The following is a 26,785-nucleotide window of genomic DNA, read 5'->3' on the forward strand; positions in this document are numbered from 1 at the left end:
GTCTTCTCCTTGAGGCGTGGTGCTCTCGTGACGGTGTCAGCAGGTCAGGCGTTCATGAAGTCGCTTACGGCCAGAGCGCGTTCGACGATCCTGATGTCGCCGAGCCGGCCGTGCATCAGCTGGTCGAGGGTGCCGCCGTACGCATAGGCGCCCAGCAGCCAGGGCAGGCCGAGGGCGGCGAGTCCCGTGGTACGGGTGGCGGGATTACGGGCGACCCGACAGCCGTCGACGTACATCGTGGTGTCCTTTGCGTCATTGAGGACGGCGACATGCCACCGCCTGCCACGCTCCGGTCATGGGTGTCCGGCATGACGACGAGCATGAATCCGGGGCTATCGGGGTCCGGGCGCCAACTGGCAACGTTGTCACGGGCCTTCTGGTGGGGAAGCGCCGCGGCGGGCGTGACGGCCCCCGCGAGTCCGGTGGCGACGGACGGTCGCGGCGCCCGCGAGTCCGGTGGCACGCAGGAACCTACGACGGCCGGCGGCGAGGAACGGGCCGTCGGGCCGGTGGAGCGGACTGCACATGGACTTCTCCGCGGGACGACCTTCGGGGGGACCGAATGCACGGTAGCGGGGCGTGTCGGGCGGGGCGGGGCAGAGTTGGCGACTACTGAACGAAGAATCAGTGAATGCGGGTGGCTGGATGCGGTCGGCCGGGCCGGGCGGCCCCGCCGGGGCCGAAACGGGCAACGCGCGTGATGGGCGCGCCACTCGGGTCCTGTCCCGGTCGGCGCGTGGCCGTCGGGCTGTGCTCCTGCCGGCCTGTCGGGAGCCGCTCCCCTACGCCCGGCGGTGAGCCGGCATGCCGCTGAGCCGGCGTCAGGAACCGGCCGGCCTTCTGCTCAAGCGGCGCGCGGCGCGGCTTCCCGACCTCAGTCGGCGGTGGCGGTAGCCGACACGGGACTGGCATGGGGCGGAGGGATGCGGACGGCGATGAGTGCCACATCGTCGTTGCTCGCCTGTGCGAGGCCGGCGAGCAGCTCGTCGCAGAAGGACTCCAGGGGTTCCTGAGCGAGGGCGGCCGCGTGCTGGCGCAGCCGGGCGCCGCCGCGGTCGAGGCTCTCGTTGCGCCGCTCGATGAGGCCGTCGGTATAGAACAGGAGGGTGGCATCCCACGGCAGGATCTCGGTAGCGTCAGGACGCAGTTCGGTGGGCTCCACTCCCAGCAGAATGCTGCGGCCATCGGTCAGGAACCGCGTGTCGCCCTTCGCGGTGATCAACAGTGGAGCGGGATGTCCGGCGACGGCGTAATGCACCCTCCACTGCTGATGCGGGCCAGGCTTCTCGACCAGTGCGTAGATGCAGGTCAGCGTCTGGTGCGGGTAGAGAATGTTGATAGCCGCGTCCAGCCGGCCCAGGATCTTGCCCGGCGGCTCCTTGCGGTCGCATGCGATGCCTCGCAGCATATTGCGCATGTGGCTCATGGTGACGGTGGCCTGCAGATCGTGGCCTGCGACGTCTCCGATGATGAAGGCCATGGCACCGCCGGGCAGCACAAAGGCGTCGTACCAGTCCCCGCCGACCTGGGAGACGGCCAGGGCGGGCTGGTAGCGGGCGGCCATCTCGAGGGGGCCGTGCGTGGGCAGATCGGGCAGCAGGGAGCGCTGGATGCGCTCGCCCGTGTGCTGAACCTCGGAGTGCAGACGTGCGTTCTCGACGGCGAGCGCGACGCGGTGTGCCAGATCCTCCGCCAGCGGAAGGCTGTCCTCGTCCAGAGCGCCGGTACTCGCTGTGCGTGCCAGGGTCAGGGCGCCCAGCACCTGGCGGCGGGCCCGCAGCGGCGCGATCACGACCGTGCCGGCTCCCAGGTGGTCGAACAGTTCCAGCTCCCGGGCATGCAGAGGATCGGCCGCGCTGTCGGGTGCGGGGAAGGCCGTGACGAGCAGTGGTCCGGCGCCCCGCAGCGCGCGGGCCACCGCGGCGGCCGAGTTCTCGGACACGGGTGGCAGCTCACCCTCGTACAGGCCCGGTGACAGCAGATCCGGCTCACGGTGCTCGACCACCTGTCGGCGCAGGCGGCCGTGTTCGTCGAGCAGTTCCACCGCGCACCAGTCCGCGAGACCCGGCACCAGCGTGCGGCACAGGCGTCGCAGGCCCTCGTCGATGTCGAGGGTGCCGGCCAGCGCCTCGGAGGCGTTGGTCAGCAGCATCAGCCGGTCCAGGGCATTCTGCACTGCCCGGTCCACCTCATGGATGTCCTCGGTCGGCTGGTCATGGCCCGGGGACTTCGAATCCATGCGCCTGCACCTCTTCCGCGTCTGCCGTCCGCCGCGGTGAAACGCAACCCCGCCGGGCGGCCGGGGGCCTGACTCCATGCTGCCGCCCAGTCGGGCCCACGACCGGTGGCGACATCCCGACCGCCCGGGCTCGCCGCCCACTCACCGACCGGACAGGGGTCCGGGCGCGGAAACGTCGCCGGATATCAGTGGGCGTACGACACGGTGCAGTCGAGGACGAGCCGCTCAGTGATCGGAATAGCTGAAGTCCCCTACGGTCCAGGCACTCACGTCCTTGATGGCGATGCGGTACATCCCACCGGTCTCGGGGATTCCGAGACTGCCCTGGAGAATCCTCGCGACATGAAAATGCAGGTATGAGGGGTGGTCGCGCTGACCGCCGGAGGCACCCGCTCCTGCGGTCATGAAGATGGTGGCGAACGGGCCGAGCCGGTCCGAATCCTTGAGGACCTCAGCCACCCGCTCCCTCCAAATGGCCTCGGGAGCCAGCCGTCCGGTGATGACGGCCCCAGGGACAACCACGGTGAGGGACATCTGATTGGTGTGCTCCGACTCCACCGCGGCGGCGATGTCAACAAGCAGATCATCAGGCTTCGACATGAGTAACGACTCTACTCCGCGGGCGGCCGCGGGAAGAGGCCGAACCCCCGGCCCACGGTGCGAGTCGAGCCACTACGGCGCATTGCGGGCGCGGCGGCGGGTCTGCGCCGGGGCCGGGATCGTCTGGAGTTCGAGGGTGTCCGGAAGTTCCGCGAGGCCGGGGCCACCCGCGCCTACCCAGGCCAGGATGTCGTCCGTGCAGTCGTCGTCCAGCGCCCAGCCGATCCAGGCCGCGCGAGCTCCTCGGCGGCGGCCCTCCGTGGAGGGCTGGACCACGATCACATTCGCCTGACCGCAGGGGCCGAGGCAGTCGCTGGTACGGACCGCGAGCCGACCGTCGGAGGCTGCGGCCGCCTCCCGCAGCCTGGCCAACTGGCCCTCGTGGTCGGTACCGGGGTGCTTCCGGGCATCACCGCAGCAGCACCCACGGCAGACGACCAGGGTGCAGGGGCGGGCGCCGAAAGGGCGTATCGCGTACGTCGTCGTCACCCGGCGATCTTGCCAGTCGCAGGGCGCGGCGGGGTCCGCGATCGGCCTCGGCAGCGCGAGGAATTGGTCACGTTCGGCGGGCGTCGGCGCCGCGAGCGGTGCGTCGTTGGCGCGATCTGCGACGGTCTTGACGCGCCGGAGAGCTCATGGCGGCGGCCGGGAATGACGTACGGATGCGCATACGGATACAGAAACGGAAACGGATACGCCGAACTTGCCGTGCTCCACGAGTCGATGGCCCCTCGAGTCCCGGACCATGCCGCACGGGCCCACGACCACGACCGGGATCCTCGGCCCCAGGGCCCCTCAGCCGCGTACCCCCGCCTTTTCCGGCTGCGCCACCCGCGCCTCGCCCGGCTCCGCCGCGCCCACTCGCCCATCCCGCGCCCGCCGCTTGGCCAGCACCGCGCAGACCATCAGCTGCATCTGATGGAACAGCATCAGCGGCAGTACCGCCAGGCCCGCATGGGCGCCGAACAGCACACTCGCCATCGGCAGCCCCGCCGCCAGGCTCTTCTTCGACCCCGCGAACTGGATCGCGATCCGGTCCTCACGGACGAAGCCGAGCCGCTTCGACCCGTACCACGTCAGCGCCAGCATCGCCGCGAGCAGCAGCGCCTCGACGAGCAGCAGCGCGCCGAGGCGGCCGGGTGTCACCTGGTGCCAGACGCCCGCGACCATGCCCTCGCTGAAGGCCGTGTAGACCACCAGCAGGATCGACCCACGGTCGACATACCCGAGCGCCCGCTTGTGACGTGTCAGGAACCCGCCGATCCACCTCCGCAGCAACTGCCCCGCGAGGAACGGCACCAGCAGCTGCAGCACGATCCTCAGCAGCGAGTCCGCCGAGAAGCCGCCCGCGCTGCCGCCCAGCAGCAGCGCCGCCAGCAGCGGCGTCATGAAGATGCCGGCGAGGCTGGAGAAGGACCCCGCGCACATCGCCGCCGGCACATTGCCGCGGGCGATGGAGGTGAAGGCGATCGACGACTGGATCGTCGACGGCACCAGGCAGAGGAACAGCAGGCCGCTGTAGAGCTGCGGCGTCAGCACCAGCGGTTCGAGGCCCTTCGCCGCGAGGCCCAGCAGCGGGAAGAGGAGGAATGTCGAGGCCAGCACCGTCAGGTGGAGCCGCCAGTGCTTGAGACCGTCGAGCGCCTCGCGCGTCGACAGCCGCGCCCCGTACAGGAAGAAGAGCAGGGCCACGGCACCGGTCGAGGCCCCGCCGGCCACATCGGCCGCCGCCCCCGACGCCGGAATCAGTGCCGCGAGAACGACCGTCCCGAGCAGCGCCAGGATGTACGGATCCGGCAGCCAGGACGGCAACTGCGACGTGCGGCGGCTCATGTGCTCCACTTGCTCTCGGTTCAGGACGTGCCCGCACCATGGTCCTCCCGAACCGCACGATCGGGAATCCCGCACACCACTCTGACTGTCATCACGTATCGCGATAGCGCGCTAGCCTCGAGGTATGTACGACCCGGCCCAGCTCCGTACCTTTCTGGCGGTGGCCCAGACACTGAGCTTCACCCAGGCCGCCCACCGACTCGGTCTGCGGCAGTCGACGGTCAGCCAGCATGTGCGCCGCCTGGAGGACGCGACCGGGCGCCGGCTGTTCAGCCGGGACACCCACAGTGTGGAGCTCACCGAGGACGGCGAGGCAATGCTCGGCTTCGCCCGCACGATCCTTCAGGCGCACGAGCGCGCGTCCGCGTTCTTCGCGGGCACCCGGCTGCGTGGACGGCTCCGTTTCGGGGCCTCCGAGGACTTCGTACTCACCCGGCTCCCCGAGATCCTGGAATCCTTCCGGCGCGATCACCCCGAGGTCGATCTGGAGCTCACGGTGGAGCTGTCCGGGACCCTGCACGAGCGCCTGGAGGCGGGCCGGCTCGATCTGGTGCTCGCCAAGCGCCGGGCGGGTGACACCCACGGCAGGCTGGTCTGGCAGGACACCCTGACCTGGATCGGCGCGCCTCGGCTGCGGCTGGATCCGGACCGCCCGGTGCCGCTGATCGTCTTCCCGCCTCCGGGCATCACACGCGCCCGGGCGCTGGAGGTCCTGGAACTCCACGGCCGTCCCTGGCGCATCGCGTGCACGAGTACCAGCCTGAGCGGTCTGATCGCCGCCGCGCAGGCCGGGCTGGGTGTGATGGCCCATACCCGCGGGCTGATCCCGCCCGGCCTGGTCCCGGTCCCGGCCCGCGCGGGACTGCCCGAGCTGGGCGATGTGGACTTCGTCCTGCTGCACGGCCACCGCGCGGGCGGGGGCCACGGGGCTCAGGAGGCGGCGGACGCTCTGGCGACGTCGATTCTCGCGGGCGGCGACCGGCTGTACCGTCCGGCCTGAGCGCCACCCGGCCTCAGCCCCGCCCAGCTGTACCATTCCGCCCGGTCGCCCCGTCAGCCGCACGTCGGTCGTACAGATCGTTGCCGAAGACGTCCGAGTGCACAAAGGCTCCCCGAGCCTTTGTGCACTCGGTGGCGGCCGCTCAGCGGCGCTCCTCGTACCGCAGCTGTTTCACCGTGCGCAACACCGGTGCGCACTCCACATGCTGCACGCCCTCAAGACGGCCCAGATCCTCGTTCAGGTAGCGATAGACGGAGGCCGTGTCGCGGCAGACAATAACCGCCACCAGATTGCAGTGGCCGGCCGTCGCGGCGGCGAAAGCCACCTCGGGATGGGTGGCGAGCGCGCGGCCGACGGCATCCATCGCCGAGGGGGCCGCGGTGATCCACAGCAGGGCCCTGGTGCCGAAGCCGAAGGCACCCGAGTCGAACTGCACATCGATGAAGAGCGCACCGGAGCGCAGGAGTTGGCCGAGCCTGCGGCGTACGGCGGACTCCGAGCGGCCGGTTGCCTGCCGCAGCTCGGCGAAGCTCGCCCGGCCGTCGCCTTCGAGTGCGGCGACCAGCGGTTCGTCGTCGGCGGTGATGCGCGTCCCACTGTCAGCGGCGGGGGCCTCGTCGAACACCGGTCGCAGGGCGTCGACCTGTTCGGGGGTGAGCGCGCGTCTCTTGCCCAGCCAGCCCGATGGACCGCCGTAGAAACCGTGCAGCAGCTGGTGGGCACGGATCTCGACGATGCTCGGAGTGCGCGGGAGCTTGCCGAGGAGCAGTTCGTCGTGTTCGCCCCGGGTGCGCATCCGGGTCATGCCGACCACCTCCGTACCGCCCGAAGTGACGCCTATCCAGGCGGTGTCGGGGCGGCGGGCGAGGGCGCGGGCGATGGAGTCGGCGGCATCAGGGGTGCAGCGCAGCCGCAGCATCCACCGCTCCTGGCCGAGGCGTTCGACGTCGCGGACGGCGACGACACGTGCGCCGAACTCGGCACGCAGCCGCCGGAATCGCCGGGCGACCGTCTGGTCGGAGACGCCCAGTACGCCGGCGATGCGGCTGAAGGAGGCGCGTCCGTCGGTGTCCAGAGCATGCAGCAGCTGCAGGTCGAGCGTGTCCGGGAGAGGGGATTCCACCGCTGCGCACACTCCTCATGTCGGATTCCGGCGATCAACTGGCGCTGACTGCCGGATCACTGGCGGTTCTCGGATCGTACGACGCGTAACGAACCGATGCCGACGGAGGACGACATGCGCAAGTGGGGACCGTTGATCGCGGTCTGTCTGGGGACATTCATGCTGCTGCTCGATGTGACGGTGGTGATCGTCGCGCTGCCCGACATGGCGGGCGCGCTGGATGCCTCGCTCACCGATCTCCAGTGGGTGATCGACATCTATGCGCTGGTGCTGGCGGCGCTGCTGCTCGGCGCCGGGGCCGCGGCCGATGTGATCGGGCGACGGCGGATGTATGTGGCGGGCACGGCGCTGTTCGCCGCGGCGTCGCTGGGCTGCGGGCTGGCCTCGGGACCGGTCGCGCTGATCGTTGTGCGCGGTATCCAGGGGCTCGGCGCGGCCGCGATGTTCGCCACCACCCTGTCGCTGCTCAGCGCGGCGTACGAGGGGCGGGACCGGTCCGTGGCGCTCGGGGTGTGGGGCGCGGTGAGCGGGGCGGCCGCGGCGCTCGGGCCCGTCATCGGCGGGGTGCTCACCCAGAGCCTGGACTGGCGGTGGATCTTCTTCATCAATCTGCCGGTGAGCGTGGCGGCGATCTGGCTGACGCTCCGGGCGATACGGCCCTCCGGGCGGACCGCGCGGCGCGTCGACTGGGCGGGTACGGCGGCCTTCGCGCTGTTCGCCGCGGCGACGACATACGCGGTGGTGCGGGCCGGCGAGGAGGGCTGGGCGTCGGCGCGGACCGGTGCGACGTTTGCCGTGGCGGCTGTCGGGCTTGCCGTCTTCATCGCGGTGGAGCGCCGCGTCGCCGATCCGCTGATCGATCTGTCGCTGTTCGGGCGGCCCTCGTTCATGGCCGTGATGGCGGCGGGTCTGGCGTACAACGCGGCCGCCTTCGGGGTCATGCCGTACATCTCGATCTGGCTGCAGACGGTGCTCGGCATGAGCCCGGTCCGGGCCGGTCTCGCGCTGCTGCCGCTCGCCGCCACGGCGTTCGTGGTGGCCGCCGCGTCCGGCCGGCTGCTGCACGGCACCCCGCACCGGTGGGTGATCGGCGGCGGGCTGTTGCTCATCGGCGGCGGCACGCTGGCGCAGGCCGTGCTGGACGCGGATTCGGGCTGGGCCGCCCTGACGGCCGGGCTCGCCGTGTCGGGCGTCGGCGTGGGCCTGGTCTCGCCCGGACTCGCGGGCGCGGCGCTCGCCTCCGTACCGCAGCAGAACGCCGGCATGGCGGGCGGCGCGGTCAATACCTTCCGGCAGCTCGGCTTCGCGTTCGGCGTCGCGATCTTCGGTACGATCGCCGCCGCCCGGATGACCCGGTCGCTGGACGCAGCCGGCGTCGACGGAGCCGCGGACGCGGCGCACACGCTCGCGGGCGGTGGTGCCGGCGCACTGCGCGACACGGCGACGGGCGAGGTGCTCCGCGCGGCCTTCGCCTCGGGGCTGAACACCGCGGCGGCGGCCGCGGGGATCGCCGGGCTGCTGGCAGGCATCGCGGTACTGGTGTGGGTGCGGGCATCCACAGCTCCGGCAGGTCTGGTCCAGACCAATAACCGGGCACCCGTAGAGCGCAGGTGAGCGCACCGTACAGATTCGGTGGAGATTCGGGCGCGGGCATCTGACTCAGAGGTCAGAACCGCGCCCGAGCCTTCCCTGTTGTGGCTTGATATCTATGGCTGACCTGTGGTGATGCCATTCGTCCACACTTCCACGAGGCTCTCCCGCCCGGCGGCGGCGTGGGGTAGCGTCACGGCGCTGTGCGGAGCGCCACAAGGAGCAGGCCATTGCGCGAGTTCACTGTCCCACCCATGGCCGCGGCGCCTCAGGTCGGCGGACTGGCGGATGCGGTCTTCGACCATGCCCTCGACGACCCGGACCGGGTCGCTCTCGGCCGCAAGGACGATGCAGGCCAATGGCAGGACGTCACCTCCGCCGAATTCCGTGACGAGGTGCTGGCGCTGGCCAAGGGGCTGCTCGCGCACGGCGTGCGGTTCGGGGACCGCGTCGCGCTGATGTGCCGTACGCGCTACGAGTGGACGCTCTTCGACTTCGCGCTGTGGACGGTCGGCGCCCATTCCGTGCCGGTCTACCCCACCTCCTCCGCCGAGCAGGTCTTCTGGATGCTGCACGACTCCGGGGTCTCGGCATGCATGGTGGAGCACGAGGACCATGCCATGACCATCGGCTCGGTGATAGACCGGCTGCCGCAGCTGAAGCGGCTGTGGCAGCTGGACGTCGGCGCGGTGGCCGAACTGGTCCAGGCGGGCGCACACATCGATGACGAGGTGGTGCACCGGCACCGGCGGGCGGTGACCCCCGACTCCAGTGCCACCATCATCTACACCTCGGGCACCACCGGCCGCCCCAAGGGCTGCGTGCTCACCCACTCCAACTTCATGTTCGAGACCGACACAGTGATGGCCCGCTGGGAGCCGGTCTTCCACTCCCGGCCGGGCGACGAGGCCTCCACCCTGCTCTTCCTCCCCCTGTCCCACGTCTTCGGTCGGATGGTCGAGGTCGCGGCCCTCCGCGGCCGGGTCAAGCTCGGTCATCAGCCGGTGATGCAGGCGAGCGCCCTCATTCCCGACCTGGCGGCGTTCCGGCCGACGTTCATCCTGGCCGTGCCGTACATCTTCGAGAAGGTTTTCAACGCCGCACGCCGCAAGGCCGAGGCTGACGGCAAGTCGGGCCCCTTCGACAAGGCCGTCGAGGTGGCGGTGAGGTACGCGGAAGCCATGGAGCACCGGGCCTTCGGAATCGGCCCCGGGCCCTCCGCCGGGCTGCGCCTGCAGCACCAGTTCTTCGAGAAGGTCGTGTACGGGAAGGTCCGCGACGCGATGGGCGGCCGTGTACGGCATGCGATGTCCGGCGGCTCGGGCATGGACCGGCGGCTCGGCCTCTTCTTCGAGGGCGCGGGCGTCACTGTCTTCGAGGGGTACGGACTCACCGAGTCGACCGCCGCGGCGACGGCGAACCCGCCCGAGCGCGCCCGGTACGGCACCGTCGGCCAGCCGGTCCCCGGCACCACCGTGCATATCGCGGAGGATGGCGAGGTGTGGCTGCACGGCGCCCATGTCTTCTCCGGGTATCTCGGCGACCCGAAGTCCACCGACGCCGTCCTGCACGACGGCTGGCTGGCCACCGGGGACCTCGGAGCGCTCGACGAGGACGGCTATCTCACGATCACCGGGCGGAAGAAGGAGATCCTGGTGACCTCGGGCGGCAAGAGCGTCTCGCCCGCGGGCCTGGAGGAGCGGGTACGCAACCATCCGCTGGTGGCGCAGTGCATAGTCGTCGGCAATGACCGGCCGTACATCGCGGCACTGGTCACCGTCGACCAGGAGGCCGTCGACCACTGGCTGGCGATGCAGGGCAAGCCGCCGCTCCCGGCGGCCGACCTGGTGCGGAACCCGGAACTGGAGATGGAGATCCGGCGGGCTGTGGTGGCCGCCAACACCCTGGTGTCCAAGGCCGAATCGATACGTACGTTCCGGATCCTGGCGCATCCCTTCAGCGAGGAGCACGGGCTGCTCACCCCTTCGCTGAAGCTGAAACGGAAGGCGATCGAGGCGGCGTACGCGGTCGAGGTGGACGCGCTCTACCGCTGACACGATGCCCGGCTCACCCCGCGTTCAAGGCCGTCCGGCGGCCAGCACCCCATCAATGCGACTACAGGCGCAGCCTGGACCCGTATTCGGTATCGCGAGGACATGGCCACGAGCCGGACTCACGACTTCACGCCGAAGCCCTGACTTGGCGGGGCCGGCCCGTTCCGCGATATACTTGTCAGGAATCTTTGCGCCCGCCGGTCCTTCCTCGAGCAGTTCGACCGCAGCGGCCTATTGAATTCTGTTGCTTTGAATTCTGCCGCTCGAGGTTGTGCCGCTCTCAGCGCGCATGTGACCCGTCGATATTCGGCGAGTGCACCGAGCCGAATGTCCGCGATCTCAAAGCATGTTCGCGCCCCACCCGTCATAACAGGATCGGGGGATGCCGGCGTCAGCACGAACGCGAACGACGCCACTCGCTGGTTGATCGCGTGCGGTAGGCGGTCCGTCGCACGATTGTCGTCGTGAGGGAGATCAGTTCCCATGGATCTCAACACCATCACGGAAGTCATCCGGCGACCGCCGGATCGGCCAGGCGTGGACTGGCGCGAAGGCGACGCCTGGCTCGCGGGCGGAACGTGGCTGTTTTCTGCCGAGCAACCAGGTCTGCGCCGCCTGATCGACCTGACAGCGTTGCGGTGGGATCCCCTCGTCCCGAGCGACACGGGCCTCCAAATCGGCGCTACGTGCACCATCGGTGACCTGTATGGCTTTGCGCTTCCTGCTGATTGGATCGCCGGCACCCTTTTCGCGACAAGCTGCGAGGCGTTCTTGTCCTCGTTCAAGGTCTGGAACGCGGCGACCGTCGGTGGCAATATCTGTATGTCTTTGCCTGCCGGCCCAATGATCACGCTGACGATCGCACTCGAGGCGCAGTACGAACTGTGGGCCTCTGACGGGTCCGTGCGCATCGTCGATGCCCTCGACTTCGCGACCGGCAACAATCGGAACATTCTTGCTCCCGGGGAAATCCTGCGGCGCATCGAGATTCCGGCGCACGCCCTGAGAAAACGCACCGCGCACCGCCGCTTCACGCTGACCCGCCTCGGCCGTTCGACGGTATTCCTCATCGGTACTCAAACGCCAGGAATGAGCGACCTGTTGCTCACCGTCACAGCCGGCACTACACGGCCTGTACGCATTGCTTTCGACACCATGCCCGACGCCCGGACTCTGCAGGAGAGCATCGACGTCATCCCCGCCGATGTCTGGTTCGCAGATCCCAATGGGACCCCCGATCACCGCCGCCACCTGACAAAGTACTTCGCCGAAGAGATTCGTCGCGACCTGGTAGCCGGGGGCCCGGCATGACTTACATCGTGAACGGCAAAAGCTTCGACGAAGAACCGGACCCCGGCCAGTGCCTGCGCACGTTCCTCCGCTCACTCGGCCACTATGGCGTCAAAAAGGGGTGCGACGCAGGCGATTGCGGCGCATGCACGGCGTGGTTGGACGGCAGTCCGGTACACAGCTGCATCACCCCCGCGTTCCGCGCAGACGGTCGTAAAGTGACGACGATCGAGGGTCTCGGATCACCCGGCAACCTGCATCCCATGCAGCGACAGTTCCGCGACGCCCCGGGGTTCCAATGCGGTTTCTGCACCGCAGGGATGATCATGACGTCGGCAACGTTCACCGAGGCCCAGAAAGAGGACTTGCCGCGGGCGCTGAAGGGCAACCTCTGCCGCTGCACCGGCTATCGAGGGATCGCGGATGCCGTGAACGGCGTCGTCGGCATCGAGACAGCCGCGCCGGGAAAGGCCGTCGGGACGAGCGTCAGTGCGCCGGCGGCCAACGACGTGGTAACCGGTCGCGCCGAGTTCACCATGGACACCCACATCGAAGGCATGCTGCATCTCAAGGTGCTGCACTCGCCACACGCGCACGCCCGGATCGTCTCGATCGACAAGACCGCCGCACTCGCGGTTCCCGGCGTGCATCGGGTCTACACCTGGGACGACGTGCCACGCAGGCGTTTTACTACCGCGATCCACACCGACCATCTTGTCGATCCGGACGACACCTTCATCCTCGATGACACGGTGCGCTTCGTCGGCCAACGCGTCGTTGCGGTCCTGGCCGACACGGCCGGAGCGGCAGAAGAGGGGTGCCGAAGAGTTGCCGTCGAATACGAGGTGATCCCGGCAGTACTCGACCCCGAAGAAGCAATGGCCGAGGGGGCGCCACAACTGCACGGCACGGACGACCCATTCGCCCGTGATCCCGTCCACAACATCCTGCTCGAGATTCATTCGCACATCGGCGATGTCGACGCGGGGTTCGCCGATGCCGACGTGATCCACGAAGGCACGTACTCCTCACCGCGAGTGCAACACGCGCATCTCGAGACCCACGGCTCGATTGCCTGGATGGAGAACGGGCGTCTGAACGTCCGTACCAGCTCCCAGTCGCCGTCGATCGCCAAAGTCAAGCTCGCCCATCTCTTCGCGCTGCGCCCGGACCAGCTCCGCGTGTTCTGCAAACGTGTTGGCGGCGGCTTCGGCGGCAAACAGGAAGTGATCTCGGAGGATCTGGTCGCGCTCGCCACTCTGGACACCGGGCGACCTGTCTGCTTCGAGTACACCCGCGAGGAGGAGTTCACCACGGCTTCGCCGCGGCATCCGATGACGCTGACGGTAAAGCTCGGCGCGAAGGCGGACGGAACGCTCACGGCGTTCCAGGTCCGCAATGTGTCGAACACGGGCGCCTACGGCAACCACGGCGGCGAAACGCTGTACGCGGGCGGCGCTGCCGTCATGATCTACCGCTGCCCCAACAAGAAGTACGACGCGTTCTCCGTCTATACGAACACCGTTCCGAGCGGGGCGCTGCGCGGTTACGGGATGACGCAACCGGCGTTCGCCGTGGAATCGGCGATGCACGAGCTGGCACTCGCCTTGCACATCGATCCGCTTGAACTCCGACGACGCAATATCGTGCGCCCGGGCGATCCGCTCGTCGCCATGCACGACGGCCCCGACGACGTGCTGTGGACCGAGGACGGACTCGCGAAGTGCATCGATCTGGTGGATGACGCCATGGCCCGTACAGCCGATGAGCCGCCCCCCGGCCCCGAGTGGCTCGTCGGAGCCGGCGTAGCGAGTTCACTGCACGAGACCGCACCCCCGACCGAACACATCTCGGAGGCCTGGGTCACGCTCGGCGACGACCTCATCTACGAGGTGGCCGTCGGTACAGTCGAATTCGGCGAGGGCACCTCGACCGCCCATGTCCAGATCGCCGCCAACCAGCTGGGTACGACACCGTCGCGGATCCGACTGGTGCAATCCGACACCGACCGCACGGGGTTCGACACCGGCGCCTTTGCGAGTGCAGGCCTTTTCGTCTCAGGTAACGCGGTACTCCGAGCGGCCAACGCCGTGCGTGACCGCATCCTCGAATTTGCCGCCGCTGACACGGGCGTCCATCTCGTGATGTGCTCGATGGACGACGAGGGCGTCGTCTGCGGCGACCAGCGCGTGTCGTTGGCCGAAATCGTCGCATCGGCCCGAGCGCGCGGCATTCGGTTCACCGCCGCCCGCAAAGGCTACGGCTCACCGCGAAGCGTCGTCTCCAATACGCAGGGGTTCCGGATCGCCGTCCATCGGGTGACGGGTGAGATCCGTATCCTCTACAGCGTCCAGGCGACCGACGCTGCCGTGGTCATCAACCCCGCGCAGGTCCGCGGACAGGTGGAAGGCGGTGTCGCCCAGGGTATCGGCTTCACGCTGACCGAGAATTACCAGGTCGACGCGGACGGTGTCATGGTCAACCCGAACCTCCGCAACTATCGCATCCCCACCTACGCAGATGTCCCGCGCACCGACGTGCTCCTGGTGGGCTCGGCGGATTCCGTTGGGCCCATGCGGTCGAAGGGGATGGCGGAATGCTGTATCAACCCGGTGGCCCCCGCGTTGGCGAATGCGCTCCACGACGCCACGGGCGTCCGCTACCGCGCGCTGCCGCTGACTCCGGAACGGATTTACAGCCGACTCAACCGAAAACCGGTCCGCGCCGACGGCCTGAGCACATGACCACCACCGAAAAGCACGAGGACGCCGCGGCGACGGCGACTGTTCCTCCGTGGGGGTTGGGGTGCGCTTGTGGGGGTGTCAACCGCCGTACTGGGCCACGATCTTGGTGTAGGCGTATGGGGACTGGGAGACGCCGCTGCAGGCGTCCGAGTCGCCGCCGGAGCCGCAGCTGCGGTCGCGGTTGACCGACCAGAAGGCATAGCGCGCGATGTGGTGCTGCTTGGCGTAGTTGAGGATCGTCTTGAAGTCGCCCTGGGTGACGGTCTCGCCGGCCTCGTCGGTCTTGCCGTTCATCGACGAGACGCCGATGTGCCGGTAAGCGACGGAGTCGCCGTAGCCGTAGGCGCTCTTGACCGACTTCTTGAGGCCTTCCAGGGCGCTGACCGAAGCCTGGCCCATCGTGCCGCTGTGCCCGCCGAAGTCGAAGGGCATGACCACCCAGGCGTCGGCGGCCAGGCCCGCATCGGCCCCGCGCTTGATCAGGTCCTTGCCGGCGGCGTCCGGGCCGTTGGGCGTGGTGCCCATGGTGATGTAGGTGACGATGCCCGGGTTCTTCTGCTCGACGATCTTCAGCGCGTCGACCACTCGCTGCCGGACGCTCGCGCTGCCGAACTCGGTGTTCTCGATGTCGATGTCGAAGGCCTTGAGCTTGTAGGCGTCGATCACCTTCTGGTAGGCGCCGGCAAGCGCCGAGGCGCTGGAACACTTCTCGCCGAGCTTCGCGCCGCTCCAGCCGCCGACGGAGACGACGATGTCACCGCCTGCGGCGCGGATGGACTTGATGGCCGACTCGTCGGAGCCGCCCTTGAGGGCGCGGCTGCCGTCCCACTTCGGGTTGCAGCCGCCGTCGGAGAGGATGAAGGCGAGCGTGAACCACTTCACGCCGGTGGCGGCCATGACGTCGGTCGGCTTCTGGGGACTGCCCCAGCCGAGGTATTCGTACGGGGCCGCGGCCATCGCGCCCGGTGCCTTGGGGGCCGCTGTCGCGTCGGGCGCTTCCGGGACCGCGCCGGCGGCGGGCAGGGCCGCGAGCAGTGGTGAGCAGAGCAGCCCGATGAGCCCCGCGCCGAGCGCGGACTTACGGAGCGGTGTGGTGGGGGGTCGCACAGTTGTCATCCCCTGTCGAGGTAGTCGAGATTGGGTGCGCCGTTCGCCGTGGTGGCGGTGACGCGTACGGTGTTCGAACCCGCCTTGAGCGGGACGGTGAGGGTGGCGTCGGCCCAGGTGGTCCAGGAGCCCGTGCCATTGAAGGCACGCCCGGCCGAGACGACCGTGCCGTTCACGGCGACGTCCAGCGGGCGGCCCGCGGTGGAGCCGTTGGCGTAGCGGATCGCGATCGACGCGGTGTGTGCCGTCGCCGATTCGACCGTCCACTCCACAAAGGCGCCGACCGCGTTGGGGGTGTTGACGAAGCCGGTTCCGGTGTGGCCGGTGTGATCCGAGTCGACCGTCGAGCCCGCGGAGCAGGTCGCGTCCTCGGCCTCGTAGCGGTTCGGCGTCGGAGTGGTGCGGCCGCCCGCGGCGTACGTACTTCCGATCCACGCCTCGTCGATCCGCAGCCGCTTGAAGCGAGCCGAATCGCTCGATGCCGCATGGGTGTTGACGACTTCGAGACGGACATGACGGGTGGATGTCGCGGGAACGTCGATGACGGCGACGCCGCGCCGGCTGGGCAGGGTGCCGGTCTTCACCGGGCTCCCCCAGTCGGTGCCGTCGCTGCTGACATACACCCGGTAGTCCCTGATCCGCGCGGACTGTTCGGTGCTGGAGCGCGCGTAACCGACCGAGTCCTCACGCTGGTTGACGCCGAGGTACTGCACCCGCTTCGCCGCGCCGAGGTCGAAGCTCAGCGAGACGGGAGTGTTCTTGTTGCTGTCCCAGTACGTGCGGTAGTCGCCGTCCGCCGCGGCTGCGGCGCCGTGCCCGCTCGCCGATGCGCCCGCGCTCATCGTGTACGAGGAGGCGGGGATGATCCCCTCGCGGCCGCCGGTGGTGACCTTGAAGACGGTGTCGTACGCGTCCCAGCCGCCGAGCCCGGTGAGGCTGAGCGTGCCGCCTCTCTGGCTGTACGCGATGGGCGCGCCGGTACGGAGATTGGTCACCCCGGTCACCCGGTAGCCGTTGTCCCGCAGCCGCAGGGTCGAGGAGGCCGGCGGGGTCAGAACATGGATGTAGTGCTTGTCGGGGTCGGTCCTGCTGACGGTGATGACGCCGTGCGCGCCGTCGTTCCAGAACCCGGGCGCGAGGCCGCCGTACATGTACCCGCCGCCCTCGGTACCGTGCAGCGATTCACCGATGGCGTCGAGATAGCCCTTGGCGAAGTTGTTGAACGCGACCTGGTTGGCGGGGAGTTTGCCGTTGACCATGGCGGTCTCGGCCATCAGCGCCTTTACCGACGATCCGGCGTTGGTGATGAGCCGGCCGAGAGTGAGTTTGCGGTCGACCGCCGGGTCGGAGCCGGTGTACCACCAGGAGCCGGTGGAGGGGAGCTTGAAGTCGGCCTCGGTGAGGCGGGGCCCCGCGGTGTAGACGGCCTGCGGGTAGTCGTAGGACGGGCTCATCCCGGTCTTCTGCTCGTTGCTGATCATGTCCATGATCGGCGTGTCTTCGTTGTTGTTGCTGATCGTGTAGCCCGGGCGTTTCTGGTACACCTGCGCGTAGAGGCTGTGGCTCTCCCAATACGCGTTGTCGTTGTCGATCCAGAAGCCGCCGAGCTCGGGATAGCGGTCCATGACCTCGAAGAAGTTGTCGTAGCTGAACTCCCCGAAGCCGTCCCGGCCGGTCAGATCGACGGACTTGCCCTTGTACTTCGAGTACGCCGCCGAGTCGAGCCACTCATGGCCGCCCTCGTTGTGCCACTGCGGGTCGTCGGTCATGTACAGGATCGTCTTGAGGCCCTTGGCCTTGGCCGCCGTGATCAGCTCGCCGAGGAAATCCCGCTTGGTGCTGCAGCTTCCGGGGATCTTGGACGGCCAGGGGCGGGCGTAGCCGAGGCGACTGTGGAAGGTGGCGAGCACCAGATACTGGGTGTGCAGCTTCTGCGCTTCCCGGACCCAGTAGTCGGGTGTCCAGCCGCCGCCCGTGACATCGGTCTCCCACTGGCCGCAGCTGTTGTGCGACGGGGCGGTCCGCTGGCCCCAGTGCAGGAAGAGCCCGCCGACGGAGGAGCGCAGGAAGTCCTGGCGCGGGTGTTGGAGATCGGCGCCGGCGGGTCCCGGCAGGGTGAGCGCGCCGAGCAGCAGCGCGCCCACCAGCACCAGCCGCGCCCAGAGGCGTCCGGTCATGCCGGGCCGTCCGGATAGTCGATGTCGGGTGCGCCGTTGGCACAGCCTGTGCCGCTGTAGCCGGTGTGGTCGGAGTCGACACTCGACCCCGCGGAGTACGTGGCGTTCTCGGCCTCGTAGCGGGCGGTGGGCGCGGGGCCGCCGCCGTCGCAGTTCTGGCTGGAGCCGGTCCGGCTCACACGCAGCGCTCCGCCGCCGGTGTTGGCGCTGCCCACGACGCAGTAGCCGTCGACCGTCTGGAACAGCAGGTCGGATGGGCTGCTGCTGCCGCGCTGGGCGGTGAAGGCGGTGGCGGCGGTTCTCCGTAAGCGCTTCATGGTCGTCCTCCTCAGACGAGCTGGTAGCCGCGCATATTGGTGAGGAGCATGTGGCAGTTCTGCAGCGAGCCCGAACTGTCGCCCAGGGAGCGGTAGGTGCCCCACTTGGGGCGCACCCGGTCCGCCAGGAAGGTGTCGACGCCGGACGTCGACTTGTCGATCACCGCGGCGCCGCCGCTCTTGAGGATCCAGCGGACGGAGCCGGACGAGCCGTTGCCGATCTTGATCTGGAAGTCGACGTCGGTCCACTTGTTGTGCAGTGGCTCGAGATTCGTACGGCCGACCAGGACATCGCCCTCGATGACCTTGAGCTCGATGGTCTGCACACCGTTCACGCGGCGCAGCGACTGCACGACGATCGGCGAGGAGCCCGTGCCGGGCTGCTTCATCTGCATGATGTGCGTAAAGCTGGTGGTCGCCTTCAGCGTGGCCGGGATGTACATCGAGTACGTGACCCGCCAGGTCTGCCCGGACTTCCACTGGAGGAAGGAGCTGCCGTTGCGGAGGCCGGTCACCTCGTGGCGCTGCCGGTCGGTGCTGGTGTCCCGGTCCACCGTGTGCATGTTGAAGCGGAAGTTGTCGCCCTCGGCGACGATGTGCGGCGCGCCGGCCGGATGGGAGTCTGCCCGGTCGTCCTCGATCGTCTCGAAGGCCTTGAGTTTGTCGCTGCTCGCGGAAGGCGACCAGCGCAGCTGCCAGCTTGCGGCGCTCGCCCCTGTCGCGGGCAGTCCCGCGGCCGCGGCACCGCCGAGTGCCGCGCCCAGTACCGCTCTTCGGGATGCGGTCATTTCCCTCACCTCGCCCGGAGTTGTTCGTTCATGATGAGAAAGGCGCCGAGACCGTGGAAGTCATTGGTCTTGCGGTCGCGCTTGATGTAGTAGCCGTAGTTCCCGACATTCGTCCCGATGGAAATGTCGGTGAGATCGGTGCGGCCGTCGCCGCCGACTTCGACCTTCGCCAGCACGCCCTGATAGCCGCGCCGCGCCACCTCCGCGTAGTGCCCGTCGATGTATCCCTGCTGCACGGAGCGGGAAAGGGCGAAGGTGAACATGCTGGAACAGGAGGTCTCGGTCCAGTTGTCGCTGTGCGAGCCCTTGTCGACGACCTGGAACCAGCGGCCGGTGGCCGGGTCCTGGTATTTCTCGATACCGGCGGCGAGCTTCCGCAGCAGGCGCAGGAGTTCGGCGAGGCGCGGATGGCCGGCCGGGACGGCGTCCAGGACATTGACGATCGCCAGGGAGTACCAGCCGATCGCACGGCACCAGTGCTCGGGCGCGAGACCGGTTTTCGGATCGGACCAGCCCGCGTCGCGCGACTCGTCGAAGGCGTGCTTCAGCAGTCCGTTCGCCACCTGCAGATGGCCGCCGTAGACGGCGAGTTGCCTGGTCGCCTCGTTGTCCGTGTACGTCGTGTCGCCGAATTCCTTTCCGTACTCGACGAGGAACGGATTCACCATGTAGACGCCGTCGGCCCACAGTTGGCTGCGCCGGGAGTCGGAAGTCGAATGCCAGAATCCCCCGTCCGCGGTGCGCGGATAGCTGTTCAGGCGGTTCCGGATCTTCTGTGCCGCTTTTTGGTAGCGCGCCTGGCCCGTTTCGTGGTGGAGGATGTTCAGCAGCCTGCCGGCCTGCATGCTGTCGAGGTTGTTGAAGCTCTGTCCGATATTTCCGCTGCCGTCGACGAAGCGGTCGACATAGCTCTTGATGTAGTCGAGATAGCTGGCGTCGTGGGTGCGCTGATAGACGAGGTACTGGCCGTAGAGATACAGGCCGACCGGGTAGGACCAGCCTCCGACGGCGCTCGGGGAGTAGCGCGCCATCGTGGACTCGACCATCGCGACCGACCAGTCCGTGGCGGCGGAGCCGTCGTCGCCGACGGTGAGCGAATCGAGATCCGGGCCGCCGGACGCGGTGACGGAGGAGCCCCGTACGGTGCTGGTCCCCGCCCTCAGCTCGGCTGTGAGGTTCTTGGTCCGCCGGCCCGTCCAGCTGCCGGTGGCGGGAGCGTCCTCGGCCTCGTACCGAACGGGCGCCGCCGCGGGGGCGGCGGGGTTCGCGGCCACGGGCACGGGCACGGGCACGGCGGAGAGTGCGCTGCCCGCGAGCGTGGCCGCCAGCAGCAGAGTCGGTAATCGTTTCATGGTCCTTCCTTGCGGTAGGTGTACGCGGGGGCGTCGACGGCGCCGGGGACGCGCGGACGGTCGACGAGGTCGCGTACGAACGCGTGATCGGGCGAGAGATGGCAGGCCGGATCGGTGCGGGTGGCGTCGCCGGTGAGGGCGTACGCCTGGCAGCGGCAGCCACCGAAGTCCTTGGTGCGCAGCTCGCAGCTGCGGCACGGGTCCTGCATCCACTCCTCGCCGCGGTAGATGTTGAAGGTCTTGGATTCGCGCCAGATCCACTCCAGGGGGTGGTCCTTGACGCTGGGCGCGTCCAGGTCGGGCAGTGCGGCGGCGGCCGGGCACGGATAGACCGTGCCGTCCGGCTGAACGGTGAGTGAGACCGCTCCCCAGCCGCCCATGCAGGGCTTGGCCGTACCGTCGACGTAGTCCGGCACGACCCAGACCAGGTCCATCCGGCCGGCCAGCCGGGTGCGCCACCGCTCGACGGACTCGCGGGCCGCGGCGATCTGTTCGCGGTCCGGCAGCAGAGCGTCACGGTTGCGCAGGGCCCATCCGTAGAACTGGGTGTTGGCCAGCTCGATCCGCTCCGCGCCCCAGGCCAGCCCGAGTTCGACGAGGTCGTCGAGGGCCGCGAGGTTGGCCCGGTGGAGTACGACGTTGAGGCCGAGCGGCAGGTCCGCCTCCCGTACGAGCCGGGCGGCGCGCTCCTTCGCCGCGAAGGACCGGGCTCCCGCGATGAGTTCCGAGGCGACCGGGTCGGCGTGCTGGACGGAGAGCTGCACGCTGCGCAGCCCGGCCGCCGTCAGGGCCGCCAGCCGCCTCTCGTGCAGCCCGACGCCGCTGGTGACCAGCTGTGTATGGATGCCCGCGCTGTCGGCCGCGGCGACGATCTCGGTGAGATCGCGGCGCAGCAGCGGTTCGCCTCCCGAGAGATGGCTCTGGACGACGCCCAGGTCAGCGGCCTGCCGGAACACCTCGGCCCACTGAACCGCGGTCAACTGCTCTGACCGACTGACCAGTTCGACGGGATTGGAGCAGTAGGCACAGTGCAGCGGGCAGCCATGGCTGAGCTCGGCGAGCAGTGCCCACGGCGGATCGGCCCCCGCCGATTTCTCGTCCCTCGTTCCCGCGGTTGCCCCAGCGGCTGTTTCAGCGGTTGTTCCAGACGTTGCTTCAGTGGTTGTCTCGGCCATCACTTCAGCCAGCCCTCCTTCCGCAACCGCCCCAGAAACACAGGCACTTCATCGGCCACGGGCGCGCCCGGGTGCTGCCCGGCCAGTTCCGCGACGATCGCGTCGACATCGCGCGCGCCGTCACAGAGCCGCACGATGGATCCGGCGTTGCCCTGGAGGACGACCACACGCTCGGGCAGTACGAGCAGATCGGCGCCGCGCACCCGGTCGTACCGGAAGACGACCGACCGTGAGAGCACCGGCTTCCAGCTTTCGCTCATGCCCGGTCCCCCGCGTGTTCCACCGCGTCCAGCAGCGACCAGAGGACCTCGCACTTGAAGGCGAGCGCGGCCACGGCCGCCTCCTGCTCCTGCCGGGTTCCGGCCCATCCGAGGACCAGTTCGAGGGCTTCCGCACTGTCACGGCCGCCCTGCCCGATGCGGTCGCGGAAGTAGATCAGTCCGTCGGCCTCGATCCACCGGTAGTGGTGTTCGAAGGCTGCGATACGGGTGCTCATGATGCCGGGCGCGGCGAGTTCGGTCAGCGAGGCGGCGACGGCTTCGAGCGGCGAGCGCAGCCTGCAGAAGTTGACGTATCCGTCGACCGCGAGCCGTACGCCCGGAAGTACTTCCGCGCCCGACCGCAGCCGCGCCCGGTCGATCCCGGCGGCCTCGCCGAGCCGCAGCCAGCGCTCGATGCCGCCCTCGCCCTCCACCGTCCCGTCGTGGTCCTGAATCCGGCGCAGCCAGGAGCGCCGCAGCGCGGAGTCGTCGAACTTGGCGAGGATCAGGGCGTCCTTGACGGGGATGTGGCGCTGGTAGTGGAAGCGGTTGAGGATCCAGCGCCGCAACTCGTCCGGGGTGAGCTCGCCTTCGTGTGCGCACGTTGAAAGGGTGGCGGTCGTGGTAGCGCTCGGCGGGTACGGCGCGCAGCCGCGCCGTGAACTCGTCCGGGCTCCACGGCTCACCGGCTTCCGCTGCTGCGGTTGTGCCTGTTGCGGCCGTTGCTCCCCCTGCTTGTGTTGGCTGCGTTGCTCCCAGAGCGACTGTGCTCACAGCTCGATCACCATCCGGTCGGCGGCAGCCTCGAGTCCCCATTCGCCGAGCAGCGCGTGCTGCGGGGCGTCCGGGTCCACGAGGGGGTTCGTGTTGTTGAGGTGGGTATAGAGGCAGCGTGCGCCGAGCCCTGCGAGCCGCCGTGCGGTGCCGTTCGGCCCGGCGATCGGCAGATGCCCCATTCCGGTTGCCGTCCTGGCCGAGATTCCGGTCCGTACCGGCTCGTCGTCGTCCCAGAAGGTGCCGTCGAGAATGACGAAGTCGGCCTGCTCGACCGCGTCCTGGAAGTCGTCGGTCCACCCGGCGAGCGCCGGCGCGTACAGCAGGCTGCGGCCGGTGCTGGTCTCGCGCAGCCGTAACGCGACCACCCAGGTGGGCTCATCGGTACCGGTACCCACGGCGTAGCGTGGTTTTTTGGCCGAGACGGGTACGGCATCTATTTCCACGGTGCCGCCCTTGACGAGCACTTCCGCTTCGCGGCTCAACTCGCGCCATTCGATACGGGTGTACGGGGCGAGTACCTCGCCCAGACGCAGCGGGCCGAGCAGCGCGTCCCGTACCGTCCGGGTGGCGAGGACGTCGAAGGCGTCGGCCTCGCGCAGCCGGGCGATGCCGAGCGTGTGGTCGAGTTCGGCGTCGGTGAGGATCACTCCGGCAACGGGGGATTCGCGCGGCCCGGGCCCCGGCCGCAGCGCGTGGCTGTCCTCGATCTGGTCGCCGATGTCGGGGGTGGCGTTGACGAGATACCAGCGGCCCTCGTCCGCGCACAGGGCGAGTGAGGCGTGACGACGGCGCCGGTGCGGGTGTGTGCGTGCCCCGGCGCAGCCGGGACACGCACAGTTCCACTGGGGCAGTCCGCCGCCCGCCGCGGTGCCGAGCACCTGCAGCAGCATGGCGGCGGGGTCTACCGGTCGGTGAGGGCGTAGGCGGTGACTTCGAGCGCGGTCTCGACGACCACGAACTCCGGAGTCTGCCAGGCGACCGTCTCCTCCGATGTTTCCTTGGTGTCCTTCATGTGCAGTACCTGCCTTCCTGAGACGTGGGGGTCAGGAGTGATTCAGGAGTGATTGCTCTGTAGCGCATGGGCGAGCGGGGCTGAAACATCCGTTCACATGAGTGTCCGGCGTTCAGCTATGTGCCATAGAGTTGCGTCTTGATGGGACGCGGTCAATGGTCCGGACCGATAAGGTCGGAGCTGTATCAGGCCAACTTCGGTGTCGGGAATGCGTCCACAAGGGTGGTCGTTGAACATGGGAGTACCAACCGACGACGTAAGGATCGACCGCTCGTGAGCAAGGTCCCCTCCATCTCCCTCAACAATGGCGTCGCGATGCCGCAGCTCGGTTTCGGTGTCTGGCAGGTGCCCGACGACGAGGCGGCGAAGGTGGTCGGCACGGCTCTGGATGCCGGCTACCGCAGCATCGACACCGCGGCCATCTACGAGAACGAAGAGGGCACCGGCCGTGCGGTCGCCGCCTCAGGCATCGCCCGCGAGGACCTCTTCATCACCACGAAGCTCTGGAACAGCGAGCAGGGGCACGACTCGACCCTGCGCGCCTTCGACGCCTCGCTGGACAAGCTCGGCCTCGACTACGTCGACCTGTATCTGATCCACTGGCCGGTGCCGTCCAAGGGCGCCTATGCGGAGACGTACAAGGCCCTCGAGAAGATCTACACGGACGGCCGCGCCAAGGCCATCGGCGTCTCCAACTTCCTCCCGGAGCACCTCGAGCGCCTCATCGGCGAGACCTCGATCGTCCCGGCCGTGAACCAGATCGAGCTGCACCCCCAGCTGCAGCAGGCCGAGACGCGCGCCTTCCACGCGGAGCGTGGCATCAAGACCGAGGCCTGGTCGCCACTGGGGCAGGGCAAGGGCCTCCTCGAGGTCCCCACGGTCGTGGCGATCGCGCAGAAGCATGGCCGGACGCCGGCCCAGGTGGTGTTGCGCTGGCATCTGCAGATCGGCAATGTCGCGATCCCCAAGTCCGTGACCCCGTCCCGGATCCGGGAGAACGTCGACATCTTCGGCTTCGAGCTGGACGCCGACGATATGGCGGCACTCGCGGCGCTGGACGAGGGCAAGCGGCTCGGCCCCGACCCGGCGACGTTCGACTACGGCGCCTGACCGCGACACCTGAACGACCACATCGCCGCCCGGTTCACGCCGGGCGGCGATGCCGTTCCCACGGCCGGAGGGCACGCGCGCCCGGTGGCGTAAGCCGGTCGGTACGAGGCGATCACCGCCGGGCGGGAACACGACCACCGCCGCCGCGCACCAGCCCGCCCGCAGCTCCGTCCCGCTGCAGCGGCGCGACCTGCGCAGTCTGCTGAAGCGGCGCGACCGGCACAGCCCGCGCCTTTGATACGCAATACGACTCAAGGTTGATGCATACCGAGCGTGTCGATTCATCACATTTATGGTCGATATGCCTAGGGTCGGCGCTCGGATGTTCCCTTCACCCTGGAGAGTCTCAATGGAGCGTTTCAAGCTCGCATCGATTACGGCCGGCGCGACGGCCGCCGTGCTGGCCGGGTCGGTCGGGGTAGCAATGGCGGTAGCCGCCCCGGCACCTCCCGCGCCGATGCCGGTCCCGGTCCCGGAGCCGCCGATGGCACGTCCGGTGCTGACGGCGAGGGCCACGGTCAGCAGCGTCGGGGCGTGGGAGCAGTTCCGCGTGTACGGCGTCGGCTGGCAGCTGGCGCCGGGCACCAAAGTGACGCTGCAGCAGCGGCAGGGCGGGCGCTGGGTGACCCTGCCCGCGTCGATGAACACCAACCAGGGTTCCACCTACAAGATGCGGGTCCTTCTCGGCCTCAAGGGTCTGAACGAGCTCCGGATGATCGGCGGCGGCATCGCCTCGGACCGCTTCACCGTCACGGTGCACTGACCTCCGGCGCTCGGACCGCCTCGGCCGTCGGGCTACGGGCGGTGGGTCCGGAAGCGGTGGTCCCGTCCGCGATCAGGTGCGGCGCAGCCGCCCCGGCCAACGCAGTTCACGCCCGGGATCGGCGGTCAGGACCTCGGGCGTGAAGGTGGTGTCGCCGCTCGCGTCGTGGCACCACCTGTCCTCGCCGTCGGGGCCGCAAGGCTCGTACGCCGCTGAGCACGCCGCCCACCAGGCGGTCCACGTGGACCGCCTCAGCACCGGGCCACCTGAGGACTTCTCCGGTTCCGCTCGGCACGCAACTCCCCCTTCTTCCCGGCCTGTTCGAGCAGCGCCAGGGCCATGGCGCTACGTCGGCCGGACACCGCTTGGACAGCGTCGCCCACATCGCCGCGGCGCGCCGTCACGAGCCACGGCGGCGGCGATCTCCGGGACACAACCCGCCGACCCCTCGTTCACGCTCGCCGGGCCGGCCACGTACTCGCGGTCGCTCTCGATGTCGATTTCACCCGGCGTGACTCCGAGGCGGCCCCAAGCGGCATTGGCCTGACGGCCCCCGAAACGCCTGCGCCCCGGCGGAGGACAATGGTCCGGAGCCACAATGTGGAGGCGGCCACGCTCCACGACTGCCTAGGCTTCCCCCATGCCAAGCTCAGAACTGCAGCGGATCTACGCCTTCCTGTCGGCCTTCGCCCGCCGCCAGGCCGCACGCACCGTCGACCTCCCCGGCGGATTCGCCGTGTATGACGACACCTTTGTGCACTCCCGCGCGAACAACCAGGTCGTCATCGACAAGGCCGTCGACTCCGAGGCGCTGCCCGCCATCGCCGACGAGGCTCTGGGGCATCTGCCGCAGCGACTGATATCCGTCCTCGACGACGAAGTCGGAACGGCGTGTGCAGAACCGCTGATCCGGGCCGGATACACCCACTCCACCTATCTGGTCATGCTGCACGCGGGCCCGGTGCCGACCGGCGGCCACGCGGAAGAGGTGGACCTCGAAGCGATCAGGATCCCGCTCACCCGGCGCTGGCAGGGCTTCCTTCCGGACGTCGACGACGAGGTCGTACGCCACCTCGTCGACCGACGCGAGGCGCGCCGCCGCGGCGCCGACGCAGTTCACTTCATCGGTGCCCGCACGGAGGAAGGCGAGGTCGCCTCATGGGCCGACCTCTATCTCGACCCGGCAACCGGCACGGCCCAGATAGAGGACCTGATCACCTCGGAGACCCACCTCGGGCGCGGTTACGCCGGCGCCGTCCTGACGACCGCCCTGCGCCGGGCCGCCGACGCGGACTGCGGGACGCGGTTCCTGATCGCCGATGCGGCGGACTGGCCACGCCACTGGTACGAGAGGCGCGGCTTCTCGGTCATCGGCTACGCGCACGGCTTCGAACGCGGCTGACAGAGCGGCATCCCGGTTCTCGGCGGTGATGGCCCGGTGCTCGGGCGCGGAGTCGTCGGCCCGCGCGGAGAT

At 69.0% G+C, this 26,785-nt stretch carries 23 protein-coding genes and 2 pseudogenes; 8 read left to right on the forward strand and 17 right to left on the reverse strand.

Annotated features, from left to right (window positions below; genetic code table 11):
• Positions 1–44: 44 nt before the first annotated feature.
• The 5 genes and pseudogenes from ACWDZ6_RS07080 to ACWDZ6_RS07100 form a co-directional block, all read right to left on the reverse strand.
• Positions 45–275, reverse strand: a pseudogene (locus ACWDZ6_RS07080) (LamG-like jellyroll fold domain-containing protein); the annotation flags it as partial.
• 599 nt (positions 276–874) lie between these two features.
• Positions 875–2,239: a PP2C family protein-serine/threonine phosphatase gene (locus ACWDZ6_RS07085; RefSeq protein WP_451502039.1), complete on the reverse strand. Its 1,365-nt coding sequence runs from the start codon at positions 2,237–2,239 to the stop codon at positions 875–877.
• A gap of 225 nt (positions 2,240–2,464) precedes the next feature.
• Positions 2,465–2,839 carry a hypothetical protein gene (locus ACWDZ6_RS07090; RefSeq protein WP_366733096.1) on the reverse strand — a complete coding sequence of 125 codons (375 nt, stop codon included), beginning with the start codon at positions 2,837–2,839 and terminating at the stop codon, positions 2,465–2,467.
• Between the two features lie 72 nt (positions 2,840–2,911).
• A complete protein-coding gene (locus ACWDZ6_RS07095; RefSeq protein ID WP_451502040.1) occupies positions 2,912–3,328 on the reverse strand; it encodes a (2Fe-2S) ferredoxin domain-containing protein in 417 nt (138 codons plus the stop codon).
• Positions 3,329–3,634: 306 nt separating this feature from the next.
• Positions 3,635–4,672, reverse strand: coding sequence for a bile acid:sodium symporter family protein (locus ACWDZ6_RS07100; RefSeq protein WP_451502041.1), 1,038 nt, complete (start codon positions 4,670–4,672; stop codon positions 3,635–3,637).
• Positions 4,673–4,796: 124 nt separating this feature from the next.
• Between ACWDZ6_RS07100 and ACWDZ6_RS07105 the strand changes: the two genes are divergently transcribed.
• On the forward strand, positions 4,797–5,672 hold the full coding sequence (locus ACWDZ6_RS07105) for a LysR substrate-binding domain-containing protein (RefSeq protein WP_451502042.1): 876 nt from the start codon (positions 4,797–4,799) through the stop codon (positions 5,670–5,672).
• 142 nt (positions 5,673–5,814) lie between these two features.
• Here the strand turns inward: ACWDZ6_RS07105 and ACWDZ6_RS07110 are convergent, their stop codons facing one another.
• On the reverse strand, positions 5,815–6,795 hold the full coding sequence (locus ACWDZ6_RS07110; protein ID WP_451502043.1) for an Lrp/AsnC family transcriptional regulator: 981 nt from the start codon (positions 6,793–6,795) through the stop codon (positions 5,815–5,817).
• Between the two features lie 114 nt (positions 6,796–6,909).
• Between ACWDZ6_RS07110 and ACWDZ6_RS07115 the strand changes: the two genes are divergently transcribed.
• The 4 genes from ACWDZ6_RS07115 to ACWDZ6_RS07130 all read left to right on the forward strand — a co-directional run bounded on the left by ACWDZ6_RS07115 (position 6,910) and on the right by ACWDZ6_RS07130 (position 14,473).
• Positions 6,910–8,409, forward strand: a complete 1,500-nt coding sequence (locus ACWDZ6_RS07115; protein ID WP_451502044.1) for an MFS transporter — start codon at positions 6,910–6,912, stop codon at positions 8,407–8,409.
• A 230-nt stretch (positions 8,410–8,639) separates the two neighbouring features.
• Entirely contained in the window at positions 8,640–10,439 is a 1,800-nt protein-coding gene (locus ACWDZ6_RS07120) for an AMP-dependent synthetase/ligase (RefSeq protein ID WP_451502045.1), read from the forward strand.
• Between the two features lie 483 nt (positions 10,440–10,922).
• On the forward strand, positions 10,923–11,750 hold the full coding sequence (locus ACWDZ6_RS07125; RefSeq protein ID WP_451502046.1) for an FAD binding domain-containing protein: 828 nt from the start codon (positions 10,923–10,925) through the stop codon (positions 11,748–11,750).
• Positions 11,747–14,473, forward strand: coding sequence for a molybdopterin-dependent oxidoreductase (locus ACWDZ6_RS07130; protein WP_451502047.1), 2,727 nt, complete (start codon positions 11,747–11,749; stop codon positions 14,471–14,473). The genes ACWDZ6_RS07125 and ACWDZ6_RS07130 overlap by 4 nt, the downstream gene beginning before the upstream one ends.
• 78 nt (positions 14,474–14,551) lie before the next feature.
• Here the strand turns inward: ACWDZ6_RS07130 and ACWDZ6_RS07135 are convergent, their stop codons facing one another.
• The 10 genes and pseudogenes from ACWDZ6_RS07135 to pqqA all read right to left on the reverse strand — a co-directional run bounded on the left by ACWDZ6_RS07135 (position 14,552) and on the right by pqqA (position 23,438).
• Positions 14,552–15,580: a chitinase gene (locus ACWDZ6_RS07135; RefSeq protein ID WP_451502048.1), complete on the reverse strand. Its 1,029-nt coding sequence runs from the start codon at positions 15,578–15,580 to the stop codon at positions 14,552–14,554.
• Positions 15,581–15,585: 5 nt separating this feature from the next.
• Positions 15,586–17,757, reverse strand: a complete 2,172-nt coding sequence (locus ACWDZ6_RS07140) for a discoidin domain-containing protein (protein ID WP_451502049.1) — start codon at positions 17,755–17,757, stop codon at positions 15,586–15,588.
• Positions 17,754–18,074: a hypothetical protein gene (locus ACWDZ6_RS07145; protein WP_451502050.1), complete on the reverse strand. Its 321-nt coding sequence runs from the start codon at positions 18,072–18,074 to the stop codon at positions 17,754–17,756. The genes ACWDZ6_RS07140 and ACWDZ6_RS07145 overlap by 4 nt, the downstream gene beginning before the upstream one ends.
• Positions 18,075–18,085: 11 nt before the next feature.
• On the reverse strand, positions 18,086–18,862 hold the full coding sequence (locus tag ACWDZ6_RS07150; protein ID WP_451502051.1) for a heparin lyase I family protein: 777 nt from the start codon (positions 18,860–18,862) through the stop codon (positions 18,086–18,088).
• 5 nt (positions 18,863–18,867) lie between these two features.
• Complete coding sequence (locus ACWDZ6_RS07155) at positions 18,868–20,214, reverse strand: glycoside hydrolase family 88 protein (RefSeq protein WP_451502052.1); 1,347 nt, start codon at positions 20,212–20,214, stop codon at positions 18,868–18,870.
• A complete protein-coding gene (pqqE, locus tag ACWDZ6_RS07160) occupies positions 20,211–21,389 on the reverse strand; it encodes a pyrroloquinoline quinone biosynthesis protein PqqE (protein ID WP_451502053.1) in 1,179 nt (392 codons plus the stop codon). The genes ACWDZ6_RS07155 and pqqE overlap by 4 nt, the downstream gene beginning before the upstream one ends.
• The gene (pqqD, locus tag ACWDZ6_RS07165) at positions 21,389–21,649 is read right to left on the reverse strand and encodes a pyrroloquinoline quinone biosynthesis peptide chaperone PqqD (RefSeq protein WP_451502054.1); all 261 of its coding nucleotides are present in this window, start codon (positions 21,647–21,649) and stop codon (positions 21,389–21,391) included. Before pqqD ends, pqqE begins: the two co-directional genes overlap by 1 nt.
• Positions 21,646–22,300, reverse strand: a pseudogene (gene pqqC, locus ACWDZ6_RS07170) (pyrroloquinoline-quinone synthase PqqC). Before pqqC ends, pqqD begins: the two are co-directional and overlap by 4 nt.
• 119 nt (positions 22,301–22,419) lie before the next feature.
• On the reverse strand, positions 22,420–23,316 hold the full coding sequence (gene pqqB, locus ACWDZ6_RS07175) for a pyrroloquinoline quinone biosynthesis protein PqqB (protein WP_451502055.1): 897 nt from the start codon (positions 23,314–23,316) through the stop codon (positions 22,420–22,422).
• An 11-nt stretch (positions 23,317–23,327) separates the two neighbouring features.
• The gene (gene pqqA, locus ACWDZ6_RS07180; protein WP_389180849.1) at positions 23,328–23,438 is read right to left on the reverse strand and encodes a pyrroloquinoline quinone precursor peptide PqqA; all 111 of its coding nucleotides are present in this window, start codon (positions 23,436–23,438) and stop codon (positions 23,328–23,330) included.
• A gap of 273 nt (positions 23,439–23,711) precedes the next feature.
• Here pqqA and ACWDZ6_RS07185 point away from each other — a divergent pair, with 273 nt between their 5' ends.
• Positions 23,712–24,548 carry an aldo/keto reductase gene (locus ACWDZ6_RS07185; protein WP_451502056.1) on the forward strand — a complete coding sequence of 279 codons (837 nt, stop codon included), beginning with the start codon at positions 23,712–23,714 and terminating at the stop codon, positions 24,546–24,548.
• Positions 24,549–24,897: 349 nt separating this feature from the next.
• Entirely contained in the window at positions 24,898–25,311 is a 414-nt protein-coding gene (locus ACWDZ6_RS07190) for a hypothetical protein (protein ID WP_389180860.1), read from the forward strand.
• Between the two features lie 72 nt (positions 25,312–25,383).
• Here the strand turns inward: ACWDZ6_RS07190 and ACWDZ6_RS07195 are convergent, their stop codons facing one another.
• On the reverse strand, positions 25,384–25,569 hold the full coding sequence (locus ACWDZ6_RS07195) for a hypothetical protein (protein WP_451502057.1): 186 nt from the start codon (positions 25,567–25,569) through the stop codon (positions 25,384–25,386).
• A gap of 382 nt (positions 25,570–25,951) precedes the next feature.
• On the opposite strand from ACWDZ6_RS07195, the gene ACWDZ6_RS07200 reads away from it, so the two are divergent.
• Positions 25,952–26,713, forward strand: coding sequence for a GNAT family N-acetyltransferase (locus tag ACWDZ6_RS07200; RefSeq protein WP_389180863.1), 762 nt, complete (start codon positions 25,952–25,954; stop codon positions 26,711–26,713).
• Positions 26,714–26,785: the final 72 nt, after the last annotated feature.

Source organism: Streptomyces sp. NPDC002926, assembly GCF_053591755.1.